Here is a 19348-nt window from a genome sequence, read left to right as displayed (position 1 = left end):
TTTATGGATTGGCAAAACCGAAGTTATTCCACGGACGAGATACGCCCCATCTTATAAGTACCCTTCCGTGTAATACGCCCGTACTTATCTGTTTCCACAAAAGGCCCGTCTTTCTTTCCCTGCTTAAAGAAACCTTCGTAACGGCCTCCATCTTTGCTGGTCTGCACGCCGCTTCCTTCTTCCGCTCCATCTACAAATCCACCGCGGTATTCCGATCCGTCAGCCATCTTCAGAATGCCCTGCCCGTTGAACTTGTCGTCTTTCCATTCTCCTTCGTAAGAATCTCCGGCACTCCAGCGGTATGTGCCCTGTCCTTCGCGCAAGTTGTTTTTCCAGTCGCCTTCGTACACGGCTCCATTGGCCCATGTAAAGGTTCCGTAACCTTCCTTCAAGCCATTCTCAAAATGCCCCACATACTTGTCGCCGTTGGCATAATAGTAAATTCCTTCGCCCGTACGCTCTCCCTGCACATAATCACCCTCATAACGTTCTCCCGTATGGAAGAAATAGATGCCTTTTCCATCTTGTATGTCATTTACCCAACGGCCCACATATTTGTCACCATTGGCATATTCAAACGTGCCTTGTCCATTGCGAACATCAGCTTTCCACTCTCCGTCATATTTGCTTGAGTCATTCCAAACAAGGACTCCCTTGCCCTCTTTCTTGTCGTTTTTCCAGGTACCTACATATTCAGAACCGTTTTTCCATGTATAAGTACCCTGCCCTTCACGTTTATCATTCAACCAATTGCCTTTGTAAATATCACCATTATAATAATACATGACACCCTCACCGCTCTGGAAGTCCTGATACCACATACCATCATAGCGGTTGTTATTCATAAAGTAGAAAATGCCATGACCATGCTGCTGGTCCTGATACCAGTCTCCGTCATAACGTTCACCATCGGCAAAAGTATAAACGCCATGCCCTTGACGCTTGCCTTTGACATACTCGCCTTCGTAGACATCGCCGTTTTTAAAAACAGTCTTTCCTTTGCCATTGGGCCTGCGACCTTTCATCTCACCGGTATAAACCGAGCCGTCTTTAAACGTATATGAACCTATCCGAATTTCGGATGAAAAAACTCCTTTCAGTTTTCCCCAAAAACCTTCCTTTTCCTGCGCCTGCAAGGGGGATTGAGCCGCACACAAACAAGTGAGGGTAAACGCCAATATATAAATTTTTCTCATAATCAATGAAATTCAAGCTTTTTCCGGTATATCTTCTCAATAGACGAAATTTGCGAGGACAAAGTTACAACTTATCCTCAATAATCGGGATGGAACCACTCCTTTTAGGGATTTTTTTCTCCACACACCACGACTTTTAAAGTTTCTTTACATAAATACTTCTGCGCCAAATCACGCAGTTCCGAGGGAGTTACCGTGTTTATAGCTTGAGCGACCTCAGCAAAATAAGACCTGCGAAGGCCGGAAACCTGAAGGAAAATCCAAGCATCGGACAGAGAAAATACCGACTCATAACTGCGGCATGTGTCTCCCAACATATAATGGCGTACCCGTGTAAGTTCGTCGTCTGACACCAGTTCCGTCTGCAAACGATCCATCTCAGCATAGACTTCATGCACCAGAGGTCGCACATACTCACACGCCGTATCGGCAGCAATATTCAGGACTCCCTCGCCGATATAAGGCAAAAGTCCGGCAGAAATGCCATAAGTATATCCTTTGTCTTCGCGTATGTTAGACATAAGACGGCTTCCGAAATACCCGCCGAAGAGAGTCAGCAAGACACGGAACTTCAAATAGTCGGGATGGTGCTGGCTCAGCGACAATGCCCCCATGCGTACAGCGCTCTGGGCCGCCCCTTTACGTTCGATAAAGAAGTCCGACCCGGTAGCGGAAACGGGTTGAAACTCCAGATGCCCAGCACGCTTAAAACCGACTCCGAAAGGTTCGGCACCAAAACGTTCCTCTACCAACCGCAGGCTATGTTCATCTATGCGCCCTGCCAGATAAACCGTACAATTGGAACTATGATAATAGCGTCTGTAAAAACTCCTCAATACATCGGGGCAAATACGGCGGTAATCGTCTTCACAAAGTTGGTGTCCCAGAGGATGGGCAGAGCCGAAAAGCACGTGCATCAGTCTGCGGCTGGCCTGGGTATCGGCTTTAGAAGAGTTGACTTGGAATTGCCGGAGATTAGTTTCCAGCACCACCTCGAACTCTTTCTGCGGGAAAAGAGGCTCCTTAACAATAGATTCCAGCACATCAAGCGTCTGCGGCAGATATTTGCCCAATGAATAAAGAGTAAGATAGGTATATTCGGCAGCACAAGCCAACTCCAGCCAGGCACCGTAATAATCAAGTCTTCTGGCTATCTCATCGGAAGAGAAACGGTCGGTGCCTTCGCGCAGCATACGGTTGGTAAAAAGTGCCTGCAAAGGTTGCTCCTGATGCCAACGCCCGCCTTCAAACAACAAATCAATGCGCACCACATCGCTCTCACCGGCATTCAACACATATACAGGAATACCGTTGGGCATATCGTAGCGAAGGGGTTCACGCACTACGAAAGATGCGGGAGCCTGAATATCCGGTGGGGTAGTTCTGTCTAAAATACTGCTCATGGCCTTGTTCCGAATGAGATCATGTGAATTTTTTCTTCCCCCTTGGCATTGCATCCGCATTCGATACGCACATCTTCTTCCAACCGTGTGTCATAATCAGAATCATTACTGAATAAGGGAATATAAAATTTATCCGTCTCTTTATCTGATTCTAATAACCTTTTATCTATTTCTCCCCAATTCTCTACCCGCGCATTGTTCCTTTTATTTTTCTCCTGTTTCTCCCGGATTATTTCAGCCATATCAACAGCATTTTTCGTAGACAAATCTTTGTTGGAATCCAATATTCCCTCTGTGCCTTGCTTTCTATCTTTCCAGATATGGTTCATGACTTTCAATATCTCAAAAGACAAATAATCTGGTTTGAAACGCAGGGTTCCAAAATCGCGCCGCTTGGTCGCATCATCAATTAACGGATCCGCTATGTGCTTCATAGCAACTTCTATCTCCGTATTATAATTGCGGAAAAGCATCTCCAGTTCATGCAACAGGTCAAACTTGGCAGGTTCTTTATAAAACTGTTCCAGATACAAATCCTTTGGCAATAACTGCAATTTCAGGAAATGTTCTTCCGAAGGATATGTACCGGGAGCTTTCTCAAACTTCATCTGCATGGCTAATGTACAGACCTTATTGCGATACAAGTGACGGATAATATCCATCAGCAAGCGCCGCTGACATTCCTTGTCTATGCGTTCTACGCCTTTCACCGTTTTCCACGAATACCATAAAGAGCCTACTGAGACCAGGAAGCTAAGGATGACCAATACATTCCATTGATCCAATCCCGTACTGATCCACAACTCATATATAGTATCTCCTACAGTTATCAACATTTCCAACATGCCATTACATTATTTTATCCAATTCCTCAATACCTTGTTTCACATACGTCCTCCCCCAATCTTGCGGTTTATACACCTGACCGTCACACGAGAGCAAATCCACATCCAGGCGGATGATTTCGCCTGCGCGCTCCTGGCGCGTCGACCCAGCTTCGCGCTCGATGCTCTTCAGGAAGAAAGATACATCAGCTGGATTCATTTCCGATTCAAAACGAGCCACCTGGTTGGCAAAGAGAGAGGCACGTTGCAGGTTCAGCGGCAAGGTATCGACTTCATGCGAAAAGCGGATACCCGGAAAGCACTCCGACAACCGCTTGCGGGCAAATGCCAAGTTGACATGCCGCTGCTCGTTGCTTCCTATGCAAACTGTATAAATCATTTTCCTTCGCAACGGTATTCTTATTCGAAAAACTCATCCAACCCCTCTACAGGTTCATCGCCCTCGAAAAGATTCTTGCCAGCCACATCGTCCGCACAAGGGTCGTAATCGGGCGGGAGCTGGAAAGTTTCGTTCTCGTCATATCCCAGACTCTTGTCGGCAAAGACCTTGTTCATAAACTTCGTCCAGATAGGCAGAGCCGTCGAAGCGCCCTGGCCATGCAGCATGGTGTCGAAATGGATGTCGCGGTCTTCGCCGCCAAACCAGCAGCCGGACACCAGCGAGGGGGTGAATCCCATGAACCATCCGTCGGAGTGAGCATTGGTCGTACCCGTCTTGCCCCCCATATCAGCTTTGATGCCATAGCGGCGGACACGCCCTCCGGTCCCCTCGTTAATAACGGCGCGGAGCATGACAAGCATCTTGTAGGCGCTGGAAACACTGATAACTTCCTGCATATCGGGCGCAAAAGTAGCCACTACGTTGCCTTCGCTATCCTCGATGTGGGTAACAAACAGGGGCGCCACGCGGATACCTTTGTTGGGAAAGGCCGTATAGGCACTCACCATTTCGCCTACAGACACCTCGCAAGGACCAAGGCAGAGGGAAACAGAAGGGAAGATGTCTTGGTTGCGGAGACCGAAGTTGTGGAGCAGGCGCTTCAGTTCGTATGGATTGAGCTTGCTCATCAGGTAAGCGGTTATCCAGTTGTCGGAATTGGCCAAGCCCCACTTCAGGGTGACCATCTCGCCCAAGCGTTTATGATTGGCATTACGGGGTGTCCAAGGTATGCCATTTTCATCCATCAGCGTATATTGCACGTGCCGCACTTCATCACAGGGCGAGAATCCGTTCTCCATAGCCAAGGTATAGACATAGGGTTTCACCGTAGAACCTATCTGGCGGCGGCCCACCATGGCCATGTCATACTGGAAATAATGATAGTTAGGTCCGCCGACATAGGCTTTGACATGTCCGTTGTGTGGATCCATAGACATAAAGCCTGCACGCAGGAAATACTTGTAGTAACGTATGGAGTCCATCGGTGTCAGCACGGTATCCTTCACCTGAGCGTTGTTCTCCCAGGTGAAAACAGACATCTCCTGCGGAGTATTGAAGGCCCTCTTGATTTCCTCTTCACTCTTACCCAACTTCTTCATCGTACGATAGCGATCGGATTGCCGCATGGCGCGGTTCAGTATTTCGTCCACCTGCTCCGGGGTAAGATTCCTGGTATATGGTGCAGTCTTCGATTTCTTCTTGTCACGGAAGAAATATCCCTGCATCTCACTAAGGTGCTCACTGACGGCCTCTTCTGCATACTGTTGCATGCGCGAGTCGATGGTAGTATGGATTTTCAACCCGTCTGTATAGAGATTATAGGGCTTGCCGTCTTTCTTCAGGTTTTTGTTGCACCAGCCATAGAGGGGATTGGTTTCCCAGTCGATGGAGTCTTCATAGAACTGTTGCCGCTGCCATCCCCGGTAATTGGCACGGTCGGGTTTCTTGGCTGTCATCACGCCACGCAGGTATTCGCGGAAGTAAGTGGCCAGGCCTTCTTTGTGGTCTACCCGGTTGTAGTGCAACGTGAGAGGCAAAGCCTGAAGCGAATCACACTCGGCCTGAGTGAGGAATCCGGCCTTGCGCATCTGGTCGAGCACCACATTGCGGCGTCCGCGCGTCTGTTCCTTGCGGCGCAAAGGGTTGTAAAGCGAAGGGTTCTTGCACATGCCCACCAGCGTGGCAGCCTCTTCAGTCTTCAGGTCGCGGGGCAGGCAACCGAAGTAAGTATGTGCAGCGGTTTTGATGCCCACGGCGTTGTTAAGGAAGTCAAACTTGTTGAGATACATCGTAAGGATTTCCTCCTTGGTATAGTAGCGCTCCAGCTTGACGGCAATAACCCACTCGATAGGTTTCTGGAAGAGGCGTTCCATCACGTTGTCCGCACTGGGCGAATAAAGCTGCTTGGAAAGTTGCTGGGTGATGGTACTACCCCCACCGGCGTTTTTCTGCATCAGGATACCACGCTTGAAGATGGCGCGGAACAGAGCCTTGGCATCAATGCCCGAATGACGGGCGAAACGCACATCTTCCGTAGCAATAAGAGCATGAATGAGATTGGGAGACAACTCGTCGTAGCCCACATAGACGCGGTTTTCCTTGCTGTAAGAGTAAGTACCCAGCACCTTGCCGTCGGCAGACAGGACTTCCGTAGCAAACTTATAGTTAGGGTTCTCCAGGTCTTCCACCGGAGGCATATAGCCTATCCATCCTTTTGAGATAGAATAAAAAAGCACCACGCACGCCAAGACGCACAGAGCGAGGAATATCCAGAGGGTCAGTATGATTTTCTTTATCATTGTCTGTCATTGTTGTTTTTAACCGGACAAAGATACAAACTATTTTCTGAATACCCAAAACGGGAATGGCGATTTAAGCGCCCGCACATCCGGCTGTTTGCTTCTTATATAGATGCAGTCTGCTTCCAAGCTATAAGGAAGCCGCTCCCAAAGTATAAGAAAGAACAGAGGAAAGCATCGGCACATCAGGAACAGAGCACCCCCCTCCGGCATCACACATCTGAAACATCCCGGTAACACATCGCTCCCCCGACCATGCTTGGAACGACAGCAAAGAAGCATCACCAACACATATATCTATAGTACAGAAGAAACCGATGTGTGAAAGCAAAAGACCAACTATCGTGGGATGATGGTGAAAAGAAAGACAAGACATTTCGAGCTTTAATCCGAGACTTTGTCTGCTCATGGCCAAGGCTTTGCAAAAGGAAGGATTTTCCTTGCCCCAACACACCAATTCCCGCCAAAAAATTTCCATATTCCAAAGGAAATACGTACCTTTACGCTCTCGAAAAAAGACAATCACACCAACAATATGGAAAACAGAAGTTTAGTCACCATCGCCAAACACAGCAAAGAGAAAATCCTCTACATGCTGGACATGGCCAAGGAATTTGAAGCACGCCCCAACCGCCATCTGCTGGACGGGCGGGTCGTAGCCACCCTATTTTTCGAACCCTCCACTCGCACGCGCCTCAGCTTCGAGACAGCCGCCAACCGCTTGGGCGCCCGTGTTATCGGCTTTACCGACCCCAAGGCCACCAGCTCGTCGAAGGGCGAAACACTGAAAGACACCATCAAGATGGTAAGCAATTATGCCGACATCATCGTTATGCGACACTATCTTGAAGGGGCCGCACGCTACGCCAGCGAGGTGACCAACGTACCTATCGTCAACGCCGGCGACGGAGCTAACCAGCACCCCTCGCAAACCATGCTGGACCTCTATTCTATCTACAAGACGCAGGGCACGCTGGAGAACCTCGACATTTGCCTGGTAGGCGACCTGAAATACGGACGAACCGTCCACTCCCTGCTAATGGCCATGCGCCACTTCAACCCTACGTTCCACTTCATCGCGCCCAAGGAATTGCAAATGCCCGAGGAATACAAAATCTATTGCCGTGAGCATGGCATCCGCTTTGAGGAACACACGGACTTTACCGAAGAGACCATCAACCGGGCAGACATCCTCTACATGACGCGCGTGCAACGCGAACGCTTTACCGACCTGATGGAGTACGAGCGTGTGAAAAATGTCTACATCCTCCGCGCCAAAATGCTGGGCCATACACGCCCCAACCTGCGCATCTTACACCCGCTTCCCCGCGTAAACGAAATCGCCTACGACGTAGACGAAACCCCGCAGGCTTATTACTTCCAGCAAGCGCAAAACGGCCTCTATGCGCGACAGGCTATCTTGTGCGACGTACTGGGCATCACACTCGACGACGTGCGACGGGACACTATCCAATAAAAGACTCATCATGAAGAATGAAGAATCGGTGCGTGGCATCGGAAGCTATCCGCGCAGAGAATTTCTTCATTTCGCACGATATTCTTCATTCTTCATTTTATTTGATTCTTCATTCATCATACTTCATTTAATTTAGACTCTTATGAACGACAAGAAAGAACTACAGGTAGCCGCACTGGAGAACGGCACTGTCATTGACCACATACCCTCCGAGAAACTTTTCACCGTGGTGTCTCTCCTCGGCTTGGAGCACATGAGCAACAACATCACTATCGGTTTCAACCTCCAAAGCAAGAAACTGGGCAAGAAGGGCATCATCAAAATTGCCGACAAGTTCTTCACGGATGACGAGATAAACCGTATAGCTGTCGTAGCTCCCAACGTCAAGCTGAACATTATCCGTAATTATGAGGTAGTGGAAAAACGCGAGCTCACCTTGCCAGACGAACTCATCGGCATTGTGAAGTGTGCCAACCCACAGTGCATCACCAATAATGAACCTATGCCTACGCGCTTCCACGTCATCGACAAAGACAAGTGCATCATCCGGTGCCACTATTGCGAAAAGGAACAGGAAAGGAAGGACATCACGCTGCTATGAAACAAGACTGGAAACCAGGCACCATGATATACCCCCTGCCCGCCGTTCTGGTGAGTTGTGGAAGTACACCCGACGAGTATAACCTCCTGACCGTGGCATGGACAGGCACGTTATGCACCAACCCGCCGATGTGCTACATTTCCGTGCGCCCCGAACGCCATTCCTACGACATCATCCGGCGCCGCATGGAGTTCGTCATCAACCTCACCACCACCGACATGGCACGGGCCACTGACTGGTGCGGCGTGCGCTCCGGACGAGACTACAACAAGTTCCATGAAATGGGGCTCACCCCTGGCCGATGCACCGTGGTCAGTGCCCCCTTAGTGGAAGAATCTCCGTTGTGTATCGAATGCCGCGTCAAGGAAATCCTTTCGCTCGGTTCGCACGATATGTTCATAGCCGACGTGGTAAACGTGCGCGCCGACGAACGCTACCTCAACCCAGATACTGGCAAGTTTGAATTGTCCGAAAGTCACCCGCTGGTTTACGTACACGGCAATTATTACGAACTGGGCAGCCGTATCGGTAAATTTGGCTGGTCGGTAGAAAAGAAAAAAGACCGTTAACCCCATGCGCACCTCACCATTTCTGTTAAACCTCTGCCTGCTCCTGCTATGCTCTCCTCTCCTGTGGGGGCAAACGAAGCCGGGAAATGACGGGAAAAAAGAAGAACAACCCGTCACCGCCAACTTCGGCGCAAAAGCGGGCTTCACCGCTGCTCTCTCGCTGCTGAATGACTTCAGTATAGGCGGTACGCCTGTCGAGCAGGTGCAAAACAACTACAAAGTGGGGTATTTCGCCTCGTTGTTCATGCGCATCAACTTCGGCAAGCATTTCCTGCAACCTGAAGTTTCGTACAACGTCAACCAGTGTGACGTGTCATTCAACAAACCCGGACTACCCAGTGCAGCCGGGTCCGTTGCAACCACAACGGCTTCCATTGAGTCGAAGATACACAGCATCGACATACCTGTCATCTATGGGTATAATTTTATCAAGACGGGCCCCTACGCCATGTCGGCGTTCGGAGGTCCTAAAATACGATATATCTGGCGGGACAAAAGTGACGTCACATTCAGAAACTTCGACCAGACCAACATCCACGAAGAACTTCGGCCGCTCAATCTGAGTTTTACATTGGGCGTGGCCGTCACAATATCACGCATCTTTTTCGACTTCCGCTACGACATCGGTTTGCTTGACATGTCCAAAGGAGTAACTTGCCAACCGGCTGATGAAAGCGAAACAGATAATACCATCCGCTTCCGCCGACGCGACAACATACTGAGTTTCTCGCTGGGGGTATTCTTTTAATGGCATAAATTCCCGCCGATTCTTTCCCGGAATTCATTAATTTATCCTACCTTTGCAAACGAAGCGGAAAAGAAAAATTAGCGGGGCAAAACCCTACAGCTACGGATGACAGGCTCCTACAGTCTGCACCTGCCGCCCGCTACTGTTTATTGTTAAATTATTCATTTAATATCCATACAAATGAAAAGAGACGACCTGATTTTCGACATCATCGAAAGAGAACACCAACGTCAGTTAAAGGGCATCGAACTGATTGCCTCCGAGAACTTTGTAAGCGACGAAGTAATGCAGGCCATGGGCTCCTGCCTGACCAACAAATATGCCGAAGGCTATCCCGGCAAACGCTACTACGGCGGATGCGAAGTGGTGGACGAAAGCGAACGCTTGGCCATCGAACGTATTAAGCAGATATTCGGCGCCGAATGGGCCAACGTGCAACCCCACTCGGGCGCACAGGCCAATGCTGCCGTTTTCCTGGCTGTACTCAACCCGGGAGACAAGTTCATGGGCCTCAACCTGGCTCACGGCGGACACTTGTCGCACGGCTCTCATGTCAACACTTCCGGCATTCTCTACACGCCTTGCGAATACAATCTGAACAAGGAAACAGGCCGTGTAGATTATGACCAGATGGAGGAAATCGCCTTGCGCGAACGCCCCAAGATGATTATCGGCGGAGGTTCGGCTTACTCCCGCGAATGGGATTACCAACGTATGCGCGACATTGCCGATAAGGTGGGCGCCATTCTTATGATTGACATGGCTCACCCGGCCGGACTTATTGCTGCCGGCCTATTAGACAACCCGGTGAAATATGCCCACATCGTCACTTCTACCACCCACAAGACATTGCGCGGACCCCGCGGAGGCATTATCCTGATGGGCAAAGACTTCCCCAATCCCTGGGGCAAGAAGACACCAAAAGGTGAGGTGAAGATGATGTCGCAACTGCTCGACTCTGCTGTCTTCCCCGGCATACAAGGCGGACCGCTGGAACATGTCATCGCAGCCAAAGCTGTAGCTTTCAACGAGATTCTGCAACCGGAGTGGAAAGAATATGCCACGCAAGTGAAGAAGAATGCCGCTGTATTGGCTCAAGCACTCATCGACCGTGGATTCAGCATCGTCAGCGGAGGTACGGACAATCACTCGATGCTGGTGGATCTCCGCACGAAATATCCTGACCTGACGGGTAAGGTGGCAGAAAAGGCGCTCGTATCAGCCGACATCACGGTGAACAAGAATATGGTGCCATTCGACACCCGTTCGGCTTTCCAAACATCGGGTATCCGCCTGGGCACGCCTGCCATCACCACACGCGGCGCCAAGGAAGACCTCATGCTGGAAATTGCCGAGATGATTGAAACAGTCCTCAGCAACGTAGACAACGAGCAAGTCATTGCACAAGTCCGTGCCCGCGTCAACGAAACGATGAAGAACTATCCGCTTTTTGCCTATTAAATGAAGAACTGACAATGAAGAATGAAGAATTTGCAGGCCATCCATCCGGCTGCGGTTCTTCATTCTTCGTTTGTTTGTTCATCATGCTCCGTTCTTAATTCTTTATTTGACAAGTGAAACGCACAATCTACATTTGCCTCTCCTTGCTGGTGATAGGGGGTATCACCTACTTCTCCTTGCCCTACTACGCCCGCCAGGCACTTATCCACCTGATGCCTGTCGTAGACGATTTAGAGACTTTCCACCACGACACCGTGCGCCATAATTCTGCCAACGTCTGGCACTGGCCCCACGACAGGCAATACAATCAATACCGACTCACCGCGGATGATGCTGCCTACCTCGACTCACTGCACACCCTCTCCTTCCTTGTCATCCGTCATGATAGCATTCTATTCGAATCGTACCGCGATGGGTGGAACGACACCCTGACCTCTAACCTTTATTCTGCCACCAAAACTATCGTTGGCCTGCTCACTGGCATTGCCCTCGATGAAGGAAAAATACAAAGCCTCGATGATCTTGTATCGAGCTATATACCTACCTATACCCAAGGGCGCCAGGCCGATGTCACCCTGCGCCACCTCCTGACCATGAGCGGGGGCATGGCATGGGACGAAGCCTATGCCTCGCTCTTCTCCGTCACCACTCACGGATACTATGGCAACGACCTCTACGAACTGGTAACCAATCTGGATGTAACAGAAGAACCTGGCGTGCAATTCTCCTACCGCAGCGGCGAGACCCAGTTATTGGCATTCGCACTCGAAGCTGCCACGGGACAGACCTTAAGCAAATACGCCGAAGAAAAACTATGGAAACCGATGCAGGCCGAACGTGATGCCTACTGGCTGCTCGACAAAGAAGGAGGCGATGAAAAAGCCTTCTGCTGCTTTCACACCACAGCACGCGACGCTGCCCGCTTCGGACGACTCTTGCTCCACCATGGCAATTGGAACGGAAAACAATTGGTGTCAACTGGCTATATGGACGAACTGATGCACCCCGCTTCCTACCTCCGCGACCAGTGGGGAAAGGACTCTCTCTCCTATTACGGACTCCAGACGTGGCTCTTCCCTTACCGGGGCGAGCAGATTCCTTGCCTCCGGGGAATGTTGGGACAATACATCTTTGCCATCCCCTCACGCCAGGCCATCGTTGTCCGCTTGGGAAGAAAACGGCATGATGTCTACTGCGGACCTTTCACCGTAGACATGACACGCTATCTGGACATTGCCATGAAGATATTGGATGCCGATTCACCGTTACACCTTTAAACTCCCTACAAAACAAGCTGAAACAAATAAGCAAGTATGCAAAATGATTTATCGGAGTATTTGTTGTCGAGGATATTTCACGCCCATCTTACAGTTTACCACTCTCCCCTGAAAATGAGGAGAAAATAGCATTTCTTACCAAGGGGTTCAGAGCATCTTTCATGGATACGGCATACCCTAGGCATTCCGGAAAAAACGTTTATACTTTGGAAGCCGACTCCCTATAGCTGGGAAGTCGGCTTCTAAGCGCCTGAAAACAAACTAGTTTATTAGGGGAAAGGCACTCTGAAGGAACAAGTTTGTATTTCGAACATATAAATATGAAATTGTTTACTCCCCATTATTACAAACTTGAACCTATATCCCGTTGGTCAAAAAACAATAATCAGCTACTCCATATTTTGATACATCGATAGCGAACAGCCTACGGCTTTCTTGAAATAGACCCCGAAGAACGATTGGTTGGGAAAATTCAACATATCGCTTACTTGCAGCACCGTGTACTGCCGGCTTCTCAGCAGGGCTTTTGCTTCCAGTATAACGTAATCCTGCACCCAATCTTTCACATGACGACCGCTGGCGGCAAGCACCATCTGCGAGAGGTACTTGGGTGATAGGCACAATTTGTCAGCATAAAAACCGATATTACGCTCAGAAGTATAATGTTCCTTGAGCAGTTGCATGAAACGTTCGAAGATACGGTCTTTCCGTGAGGATGGAAAAGCGGCGATGAGCGCATCTCCCTCTATGTGAACGAGGATATAAAAGACGAGGAAGACATACGCAACCTGCTTATAAAGACATTGGACGGTAAACAGTTGCGCATCGGTGATATAGCCCGTGTGGAACGGGAGTATTCAGAACCACAACGCAACGGTTTTTTCGTGAATGGTAAACCAGCGTTGGCCATTTGCATGGCATTGGAGCAGGATGCCATTGTGCCCGATGTGGGCAAGGCTGTGGACGCTCGTCTGGCAGAAATAACAAGGGATATTCCAGCTGGTTTTCATACGGAGAAGATATTTTTCCAACCCGACAAAGTGGATGATGCCATATCATCGTTCATGTGGAATACATATGAGAGAGTATTTGTTGCTGAATATCAGCAATATAAGAAAATAAAGGTACAAAAATCCGGCAAAGGAGAAACGGGGTATATAAGCTGTCTTTTGAGAGAGTGAGTGGAAAGGAAGAAGATGCGTGCGAAGATGAAGATTTAACAAAAACTTAACAATCAGTAGGCATTTTTGTCTTTTTACGCAGGTCTGTCGGAACGGGGGCAAAACAGCAGAGGACTTGTCGGGGAATTATTGATTATCGGTGAAAACCATAGCTTTATGTGTGTTATGAAGCAATAGAGGTACAAATGGCGTATGAAATAAGTCTTAAAACTCTGATTTTTGCTCTGCGAAGAAGGTCATTGATAGGAAATTCACTACCTTTGTATTTGGATTGTGGATTGGAGCAACTTTATTCAAGACATACGAAATAAAAAGTGCATTCGAGATGCAATGTTTTTATAGTTTTTGCATTTTTATAATAGCTAACAATTAAAAAGATAAAAATGAATACGAAAGACTTTTTCGGAATACTGCTTATGGCTATGTTTGCAGTGGTAGGACTAACAGCATGTAGTAACGATGATGAGCCTAAAGATTCTGTCAAAGAGATTAGAATGCAGATTTCAGCAGAAACAGGCGTGATGTATGCATGGGGCGACGACAAGAAGGAGAATCCCATCGAGTGTATGCTTGTCATGTCGGAAGATAATCCTGGAGTATGGGAACCTCTCGGTTTTGGAAAAATTGAAGGTTTTACCTACGAAAGAGGGCATGAGTATTATCTCTCGGTAAGGCGGACAATCCTTGCAAATCCACCTGCGGATGCTTCCGACCGTACTTATTCGCTTATCCGTATTCTTGAGGACAGAGTTGTCACGGAACCAGAAGTTCCGGTTGATGAAGAGATAACATCGGAAGAAGATATCGAATACCATGATTTGTGTCCTTTCGAGAAGTACGCAACCAGCAAGGGATATATTGTCGATGCGAATGGTAAAATATTCTATGATGACGGTTATGGCTCATCGCTGCCGTCATACGACAACGCCCGTATTTGGTTGGAAGATGTCCTTGACAAAGGAGACCCCAATTGGGTGAAATTCGAGTCCGTGCCTTACATGGCAATGTATTCGTTTGTTCTGTCTCCGTTCACCGATGACATTCGATTGGTAAGCAACGGTTCACATGGTCCGATGTTTAAGGATGTTGTACCCGAAGATGAGTTTACCCGTATTCAATCCATGCAATCCGGTGAAGAAGTCCGTTACGCACTCATCCTTGCCAATGTTTATAAAAAGGGACTTCAAAAGTTGGAATTTACAATAAAAAAGCAATAACCATTATAGGGTGACTCCACCTCGCCCTCTTTCAATCTTCCAATCATACCGACCTTCCGCGACATCGCCAACCTCTTTGAGTGTATGGCGATGTTTTATTTCGTCAAAGGGCTGTCTCTCCGCATAGTCACAATACCATGGAAAGAAAAAATGCTTATTCTTCTTTTCGTTCGTTTTATTTGTGTACATTTGCATCAAATAAAAGTTGTTTGACAGAAATACACCACACATCACAGAATTTGTGACTATTCCCAAGTCATTACCTCGTTCTATGAGAAATACTCATAAGTAGCTCATTTTTAATATATTCCTATTTTAATATCGTTTTTTCTTCATAAGAACGACACTTTTTATATTTTTGCGGATACATAAAAATAAGATATAAATATATGCATCAAGGTAGAATTATTATAATTACCGGTTCTCCCGGAACAGGAAAGACTACAATAGCGTCAATTGTTGCACACGAATCTGATTTTGCAAAGTCTGTACATATGCATACAGATGATTTTTATCATTATTTGAGTAAAGGTGCAATACCCCCACATTTACCTGAATCACAAGAACAGAATTTGGTTGTTGTCGAAGCATTTTTAGAAGCCGCAAAACGTTATGCGCATGGTGGGTATGATGTAATTGTAGATGGAATAATAGGACCTTGGTTTTTAGCTCCTTGGATGAAGATTGTACAGGAGGGGTATGAGGTTCACTACATTGTATTAAGAGCAGACAAAGAAGAAACGATGAAACGCGCAATTGAACGAACGAAATTAAGCAAAGAAGCAAATATTGAGTTAGTAGAAGTAATGTGGGAGCAATTCGCCAAGATTGGTGATTATGAATCATTTGTAATAAATACAACTGATTATTCTATTGGAGAAACCGTTTCAATAATAAAAGAACATATAAAGGGGAAAAAGCATTTACTTACATTATAAAAGAGAATATCACCGTGAAAGCCCGTTGCTCTGTGTAGAGTTGATTTTCAATGACTTTTATCGCTGAATATCAGCTACATGAGAAAATAACGGTACAACTATCAGTTAAGGAAAGGTGGGAGTGAAAAAATTGCTTTGAGGGAATGAAAAGTTTAGGAAAGACTTGAGTTTGAGCTGTAATATTTAACTAAATATTGACAGTTGATAAGTGTTTTTTGTAGGTGGTGGACGCCTTGAGGTAAAAATGTCGGCTAATACGAATTTAGGTGACTAACAATCCACCAAGTGAATAGAGAACGAGGAACCTACAAGCACAATAGCTTCAAATATCATTCATGGAGAGTGTGTATTCACCTGATTATTACTACTTTTGCAGAGAGAAAAAAATACCTAAAATAAATCGCGTTTATGAAACTTTCGGGGCTAAATCTGCATCTAACGAGGCAAAATAAAAAAAAACGAAGTATGACAGACCCACCAACTAACGAAAGGGATTTTGCCTCGCTCATAAAGCAGCACTCCCGAATTATCAACAAGGTCAGCTATTTCTATGCTACCGACAAATTGCCGTTTGATGACCTTCGGCAAGAAATCTATGTCAACATCTGGCTGGGATTAAAACAGTTCCGAGGTGACAGCAAAATATCTACATGGATTTATCGGGTAGCAGTAAATTCGGCACTCATGGCCTTGCGTTCGTCAAAATCAAACATAGAAACCGTATCGGTTGATTTTGGTCTGCTCGACCTCTCTTCCGAGAATGACGATGCGCAAAAGGAGAATCTTCAAGTTCTACACTCACTAATTAATAGACTTGAAGATATGGAGAAAGCTATCATACTCCTTTGGCTTGATGAGTATTCGTATGATGAAATAGCTGATACACTTGGCATTAAACGCAATACTGTTGCAGTTAAAATCCACCGTATTAAAGACAAACTTTCAAAACAGATGTAATATGAAACTCAACGAACTTAAAAAAAGCATGTCAACGCTTGAGCAGGTGCTCGCCAAGACAAACACCGATATAAAGATAAACGTGTCAGCCTCCAAAACAGCGCAGACCAAGATACTAAAAGAATTCCGCAAGGCATATACATCTTTGCTCTTACTAGCTATTATATTTGTGGCTGCGGCAATCTACAACATCAATCCAATCGCGTTTCCTCTCTATCTGAAAATATACCTGTCTTCGTTCCTCGCTATCGGTGCAATATGGTACATTTATCTGTACCGCAAATTAAAGAGCATCAACATAGCCGTCCTCTCTCCCAAACAACTTTTTTCAAAAACTGCAACTATCAAGTTGCTGACTTTATCGGGTGAAATATTCATCGGCATGTGTCTTGTTTTCTTTTTCGCCCTTCTTTTGCCGAGCGTATGGACTTTTCACCGTATTGGCTTCTGGATAATGACAATTGGACTGATTTTAGGCATTGTTTACAGCATATTCCATTATTGGCCGCAATACGTAATACTGTTCCGTGACCTCAATTCCATAAAGGAATAAATCCAGTCTATTTATACTCTTCAAGTAAGCCGCTCACAATCCGAGCGGCTTTCTTATATCGTAAACCACCTATTTTTGCAGGATGTGAAAGATGCGTGAAACCGCCATGTTTCACAACAATCATCTGACATACAACAAATTAATACAGCGTGAAAGCGTGAAGGATATAGGCAGAAAATCTTATATAGAGAGTGTGAAACATCGGATGCAAAGGCATAACCGCAACATCATACACCGCAAAGGGACATCTGGAGCATCAGAAAATACTGAAAGTGACACCCTCTTATTGTCAGGAGAGGAAGCGCTACCACCAGTCATCTGAAGAATGCCAACCTGCATCCGGGCGACGTAAAATGGCACTTTAGCAGCGTAAAGTGCCATTTTAGCCACATAACTCTAAGGTTTACTTACCTCAATTTCCAACCGGAACTATTTTTCCTGTATTTCCCATAAATGAGCATAAAGCCCTTTCTTCTGTCCCGCAATTTCAAACAGCCGGGCCAGACCTTCTTTTTTTTCTGTCTTGTTCATTGTGAAATGTTATTTTGAGATGATTCTGTATCCAAGTAACGAACTGAACTTATAGCACAGCCAAGGGATGCGACCTAATACCTGTCCAAAGAAGAATCCCCAGCGTGAGCGGAAAAACTTCATGTAATTGGCTTGGTCGATGAGTTGTAAGGCCGGCTCCCATTGCTCCACCAAATGTCCGTCGCTCAATCCCGACCGGATTTGTGCTTCGTGATGGCGGAGTGAATCCGGTTTTACACCGTGCCGGCTCATCATCGTACCGCACACATCAAACCACAGTTCACCTCCTCCGAAACGACTTGCTACGTGGTGCAGAAAAGCTCTTACCTGCTTCTCGTAAAAATACATCAGCACACCCTCCACAATAAAGATAAAATCCGCATCGGGATGTTTCTGCCGCAAGTCATCCATCCATTCGGTTTCCAACAGCGAAGCCGCGATATATACATTGCCTGGCTGTTCGGGTATCAACCCACGGCGTAACACAATGACTTCCGGCAAATCCATGTCATAAAACACTGCTTTCTCATTTCCTATTCGCTGGAAACGGGTATCCAATCCGCATCCTACGTTTACAACTACCGGGCAGGAATGAATGTTGATGAACCGTTTTACGGCACAGTCGAAATACCATCCGCGCACCACACACCCAACTTCACTCAGCCTTGCTCCGTCGAATTGGGAATAATCGTATTCCAGACTGTCTGCCAACTGTTCCGCAGCTTTGTCATTCAGAATGGGATTGGTACGACGGCTTTCTTTCGCTCTCATGTATAGCGGAATAAGCAGTGTTTCCGCTACAATGTTTTTAAATTCATGTTTCTGTTTCATTGTATGTATTGCAATTTAATAGTGAACTTTCGATTGAGTGAGAGCAAAGCGGCTTTACTTGCTTTGCCGAGCGTGAGAAAGGAGTGCAATAGTGAACAATATTCAGAATGGTTCATAAAAAAGGAGGGAACCTCCGTGAAGATTTCCTCCTTTCCAGCCGTCCTATGGCGGCTGTATCTCTATATGTCCGTTGTCTGTCTCTCATATTTTAATGATTGCCCTCCAACCCTGGATTTCAAAAAGAATATAGTCATGCAAGATGGCTTCCATCTCCTGCCTGGCTACTGAATGCATCAGCAGTTCCTCAAACATCGTGAACATCCATACCGTATGCAGGTGGATAATGAAATCGGAAACTGCCGTGTTGATTTCAGGATGTCTCTGCTGCATGGACGAGAACCATGCCTTGACCACTTCCGTAGAACGGTCAGTATAGTTTTCGCGAAAATGCTCCAACGAAGAGCCCTGTGAGCGGAACAGCAGAATTTCCATCAGTTCGCGGTGCGTGTCAACCAGTGAAACATATTCATCAATACATGCTCTCAGATACTTTTCCGACCGCATCATCATAATGTCCTCGCCCCGTATGCCGTGATGTTCCTGCAACATGGCCTCCAACGCATATAAAACCGGATGAACTACTTCACAGAACAGTTCGTCTTTGTTTGCGAAGTAATTGTAGATATTACCCACCCCTACACCAGCCAGCCCGGCTATTTCGCGCATGGTAGTTTTAGAATATCCCTTCTGCCCGAATTGCAGCTTGGCAACCGCCAATACACGACTGCGTATGTCTTCTTTCAGCACTTGCATTTGCAACAAAC

Annotated in this window: 19 protein-coding genes; 11 read left to right on the top strand and 8 right to left on the bottom strand. The window is 47.0% G+C overall.

What is annotated here, in order from left to right; genetic code table 11:
- Window positions 1-23: 23 nt before the first annotated feature.
- From B5F34_RS04665 to B5F34_RS04645, 5 genes are all read right to left on the bottom strand, one after another.
- Complete coding sequence (locus B5F34_RS04665; RefSeq protein ID WP_087335570.1) at window positions 24-1196, bottom strand: phosphatidylinositol-4-phosphate 5-kinase; 1173 nt, start codon at window positions 1194-1196, stop codon at window positions 24-26.
- A 104-nt stretch (window positions 1197-1300) separates the two neighbouring features.
- Window positions 1301-2599 (bottom strand): pitrilysin family protein, encoded by a 1299-nt coding sequence (locus tag B5F34_RS04660; protein ID WP_087335568.1) that lies wholly within the window; start codon window positions 2597-2599, stop codon window positions 1301-1303.
- Window positions 2596-3261, bottom strand: coding sequence for a hypothetical protein (locus B5F34_RS04655; RefSeq protein ID WP_140392954.1), 666 nt, complete (start codon window positions 3259-3261; stop codon window positions 2596-2598). The genes B5F34_RS04660 and B5F34_RS04655 overlap by 4 nt, the downstream gene beginning before the upstream one ends.
- A 187-nt stretch (window positions 3262-3448) precedes the next feature.
- Entirely contained in the window at window positions 3449-3823 is a 375-nt protein-coding gene (locus B5F34_RS04650; protein ID WP_087335564.1) for a 2-amino-4-hydroxy-6-hydroxymethyldihydropteridine diphosphokinase, read from the bottom strand.
- A gap of 20 nt (window positions 3824-3843) precedes the next feature.
- The gene (locus B5F34_RS04645; protein WP_087335562.1) at window positions 3844-6183 is read right to left on the bottom strand and encodes a transglycosylase domain-containing protein; all 2340 of its coding nucleotides are present in this window, start codon (window positions 6181-6183) and stop codon (window positions 3844-3846) included.
- Window positions 6184-6718: 535 nt separating this feature from the next.
- Between B5F34_RS04645 and pyrB the strand changes: the two genes are divergently transcribed.
- The 6 genes from pyrB (at window position 6719) to B5F34_RS04615 (ending at window position 12316) form a co-directional block, all read left to right on the top strand.
- Complete coding sequence (pyrB, locus tag B5F34_RS04640; RefSeq protein WP_087335560.1) at window positions 6719-7660, top strand: aspartate carbamoyltransferase; 942 nt, start codon at window positions 6719-6721, stop codon at window positions 7658-7660.
- Between the two features lie 142 nt (window positions 7661-7802).
- Window positions 7803-8261, top strand: a complete 459-nt coding sequence (gene pyrI, locus B5F34_RS04635; RefSeq protein WP_087335558.1) for an aspartate carbamoyltransferase regulatory subunit — start codon at window positions 7803-7805, stop codon at window positions 8259-8261.
- Window positions 8258-8830: a flavin reductase family protein gene (locus tag B5F34_RS04630; protein WP_087335557.1), complete on the top strand. Its 573-nt coding sequence runs from the start codon at window positions 8258-8260 to the stop codon at window positions 8828-8830. Before pyrI ends, B5F34_RS04630 begins: the two co-directional genes overlap by 4 nt.
- Before the next feature lie 4 nt (window positions 8831-8834).
- Window positions 8835-9578 (top strand): porin family protein, encoded by a 744-nt coding sequence (locus B5F34_RS04625; RefSeq protein ID WP_087335555.1) that lies wholly within the window; start codon window positions 8835-8837, stop codon window positions 9576-9578.
- Window positions 9579-9758: 180 nt separating this feature from the next.
- On the top strand, window positions 9759-11039 hold the full coding sequence (gene glyA / locus B5F34_RS04620) for a serine hydroxymethyltransferase (protein WP_087335553.1): 1281 nt from the start codon (window positions 9759-9761) through the stop codon (window positions 11037-11039).
- A 113-nt stretch (window positions 11040-11152) separates the two neighbouring features.
- Window positions 11153-12316, top strand: coding sequence for a serine hydrolase (locus B5F34_RS04615; protein WP_204245583.1), 1164 nt, complete (start codon window positions 11153-11155; stop codon window positions 12314-12316).
- 389 nt (window positions 12317-12705) lie between these two features.
- Here the strand turns inward: B5F34_RS04615 and B5F34_RS04610 are convergent, their stop codons facing one another.
- Window positions 12706-12999, bottom strand: coding sequence for a helix-turn-helix domain-containing protein (locus tag B5F34_RS04610; protein ID WP_087335550.1), 294 nt, complete (start codon window positions 12997-12999; stop codon window positions 12706-12708).
- Window positions 13000-13053: 54 nt separating this feature from the next.
- Here B5F34_RS04610 and B5F34_RS04605 point away from each other — a divergent pair, with 54 nt between their 5' ends.
- From B5F34_RS04605 to B5F34_RS04580, 5 genes are all read left to right on the top strand, one after another.
- Window positions 13054-13497, top strand: coding sequence for an efflux RND transporter permease subunit (locus tag B5F34_RS04605; RefSeq protein WP_140392953.1), 444 nt, complete (start codon window positions 13054-13056; stop codon window positions 13495-13497).
- Window positions 13498-13880: 383 nt separating this feature from the next.
- The gene (locus B5F34_RS04600) at window positions 13881-14714 is read left to right on the top strand and encodes a DUF4377 domain-containing protein (protein WP_239448805.1); all 834 of its coding nucleotides are present in this window, start codon (window positions 13881-13883) and stop codon (window positions 14712-14714) included.
- A gap of 389 nt (window positions 14715-15103) precedes the next feature.
- Entirely contained in the window at window positions 15104-15652 is a 549-nt protein-coding gene (locus B5F34_RS04590; RefSeq protein WP_087335545.1) for an AAA family ATPase, read from the top strand.
- 465 nt (window positions 15653-16117) lie between these two features.
- Window positions 16118-16609, top strand: a complete 492-nt coding sequence (locus tag B5F34_RS04585; RefSeq protein ID WP_162609284.1) for a sigma-70 family RNA polymerase sigma factor — start codon at window positions 16118-16120, stop codon at window positions 16607-16609.
- A 1-nt stretch (window position 16610) separates the two neighbouring features.
- Entirely contained in the window at window positions 16611-17162 is a 552-nt protein-coding gene (locus B5F34_RS04580) for a hypothetical protein (protein WP_087335540.1), read from the top strand.
- Between the two features lie 540 nt (window positions 17163-17702).
- Here B5F34_RS04580 and B5F34_RS04575 read toward each other — a convergent pair.
- Together B5F34_RS04575 and B5F34_RS04570 are read right to left on the bottom strand one after the other, a co-directional pair.
- A complete protein-coding gene (locus B5F34_RS04575; RefSeq protein ID WP_087335538.1) occupies window positions 17703-18524 on the bottom strand; it encodes a class I SAM-dependent methyltransferase in 822 nt (273 codons plus the stop codon).
- 201 nt (window positions 18525-18725) lie between these two features.
- Window positions 18726-19337 carry a TetR/AcrR family transcriptional regulator gene (locus tag B5F34_RS04570; protein WP_087335536.1) on the bottom strand — a complete coding sequence of 204 codons (612 nt, stop codon included), beginning with the start codon at window positions 19335-19337 and terminating at the stop codon, window positions 18726-18728.
- Window positions 19338-19348: the final 11 nt, after the last annotated feature.

The organism is Mediterranea sp. An20 (genome assembly GCF_002160055.1).
Classification (GTDB): Bacteria; Bacteroidota; Bacteroidia; order Bacteroidales; family Bacteroidaceae; genus Bacteroides; species Bacteroides avicola.
Note: the sequence above shows the minus strand (reverse complement) of the source record. Positions and strands in the feature narration are given on the sequence as shown.

Excerpts from the sequence above, each read along its gene's own strand:
- B5F34_RS04665 (WP_087335570.1), bottom strand. The coding sequence starts at position 1,196 with ATGAGAAAAATTTATATATTGGCGTTTACCCTCACTTGTTTGTGTGCG.
- B5F34_RS04660 (WP_087335568.1), bottom strand. The coding sequence starts at position 2,599 with ATGAGCAGTATTTTAGACAGAACTACCCCACCGGATATTCAGGCTCCC.
- B5F34_RS04655 (WP_140392954.1), bottom strand. The coding sequence starts at position 3,261 with ATGGATATTATCCGTCACTTGTATCGCAATAAGGTCTGTACATTAGCC.
- B5F34_RS04650 (WP_087335564.1), bottom strand. The coding sequence starts at position 3,823 with ATGATTTATACAGTTTGCATAGGAAGCAACGAGCAGCGGCATGTCAAC.
- B5F34_RS04645 (WP_087335562.1), bottom strand. The coding sequence starts at position 6,183 with ATGATAAAGAAAATCATACTGACCCTCTGGATATTCCTCGCTCTGTGC.
- pyrB (WP_087335560.1), top strand. The coding sequence starts at position 6,719 with ATGGAAAACAGAAGTTTAGTCACCATCGCCAAACACAGCAAAGAGAAA.
- pyrI (WP_087335558.1), top strand. The coding sequence starts at position 7,803 with ATGAACGACAAGAAAGAACTACAGGTAGCCGCACTGGAGAACGGCACT.
- B5F34_RS04630 (WP_087335557.1), top strand. The coding sequence starts at position 8,258 with ATGAAACAAGACTGGAAACCAGGCACCATGATATACCCCCTGCCCGCC.
- B5F34_RS04625 (WP_087335555.1), top strand. The coding sequence starts at position 8,835 with ATGCGCACCTCACCATTTCTGTTAAACCTCTGCCTGCTCCTGCTATGC.
- glyA (WP_087335553.1), top strand. The coding sequence starts at position 9,759 with ATGAAAAGAGACGACCTGATTTTCGACATCATCGAAAGAGAACACCAA.
- B5F34_RS04610 (WP_087335550.1), bottom strand. The coding sequence starts at position 12,999 with ATGCAACTGCTCAAGGAACATTATACTTCTGAGCGTAATATCGGTTTT.
- B5F34_RS04600 (WP_239448805.1), top strand. The coding sequence starts at position 13,881 with ATGAATACGAAAGACTTTTTCGGAATACTGCTTATGGCTATGTTTGCA.
- B5F34_RS04590 (WP_087335545.1), top strand. The coding sequence starts at position 15,104 with ATGCATCAAGGTAGAATTATTATAATTACCGGTTCTCCCGGAACAGGA.
- B5F34_RS04585 (WP_162609284.1), top strand. The coding sequence starts at position 16,118 with ATGACAGACCCACCAACTAACGAAAGGGATTTTGCCTCGCTCATAAAG.
- B5F34_RS04580 (WP_087335540.1), top strand. The coding sequence starts at position 16,611 with ATGAAACTCAACGAACTTAAAAAAAGCATGTCAACGCTTGAGCAGGTG.
- B5F34_RS04575 (WP_087335538.1), bottom strand. The coding sequence starts at position 18,524 with ATGAAACAGAAACATGAATTTAAAAACATTGTAGCGGAAACACTGCTT.
- B5F34_RS04570 (WP_087335536.1), bottom strand. The coding sequence starts at position 19,337 with ATGCAAGTGCTGAAAGAAGACATACGCAGTCGTGTATTGGCGGTTGCC.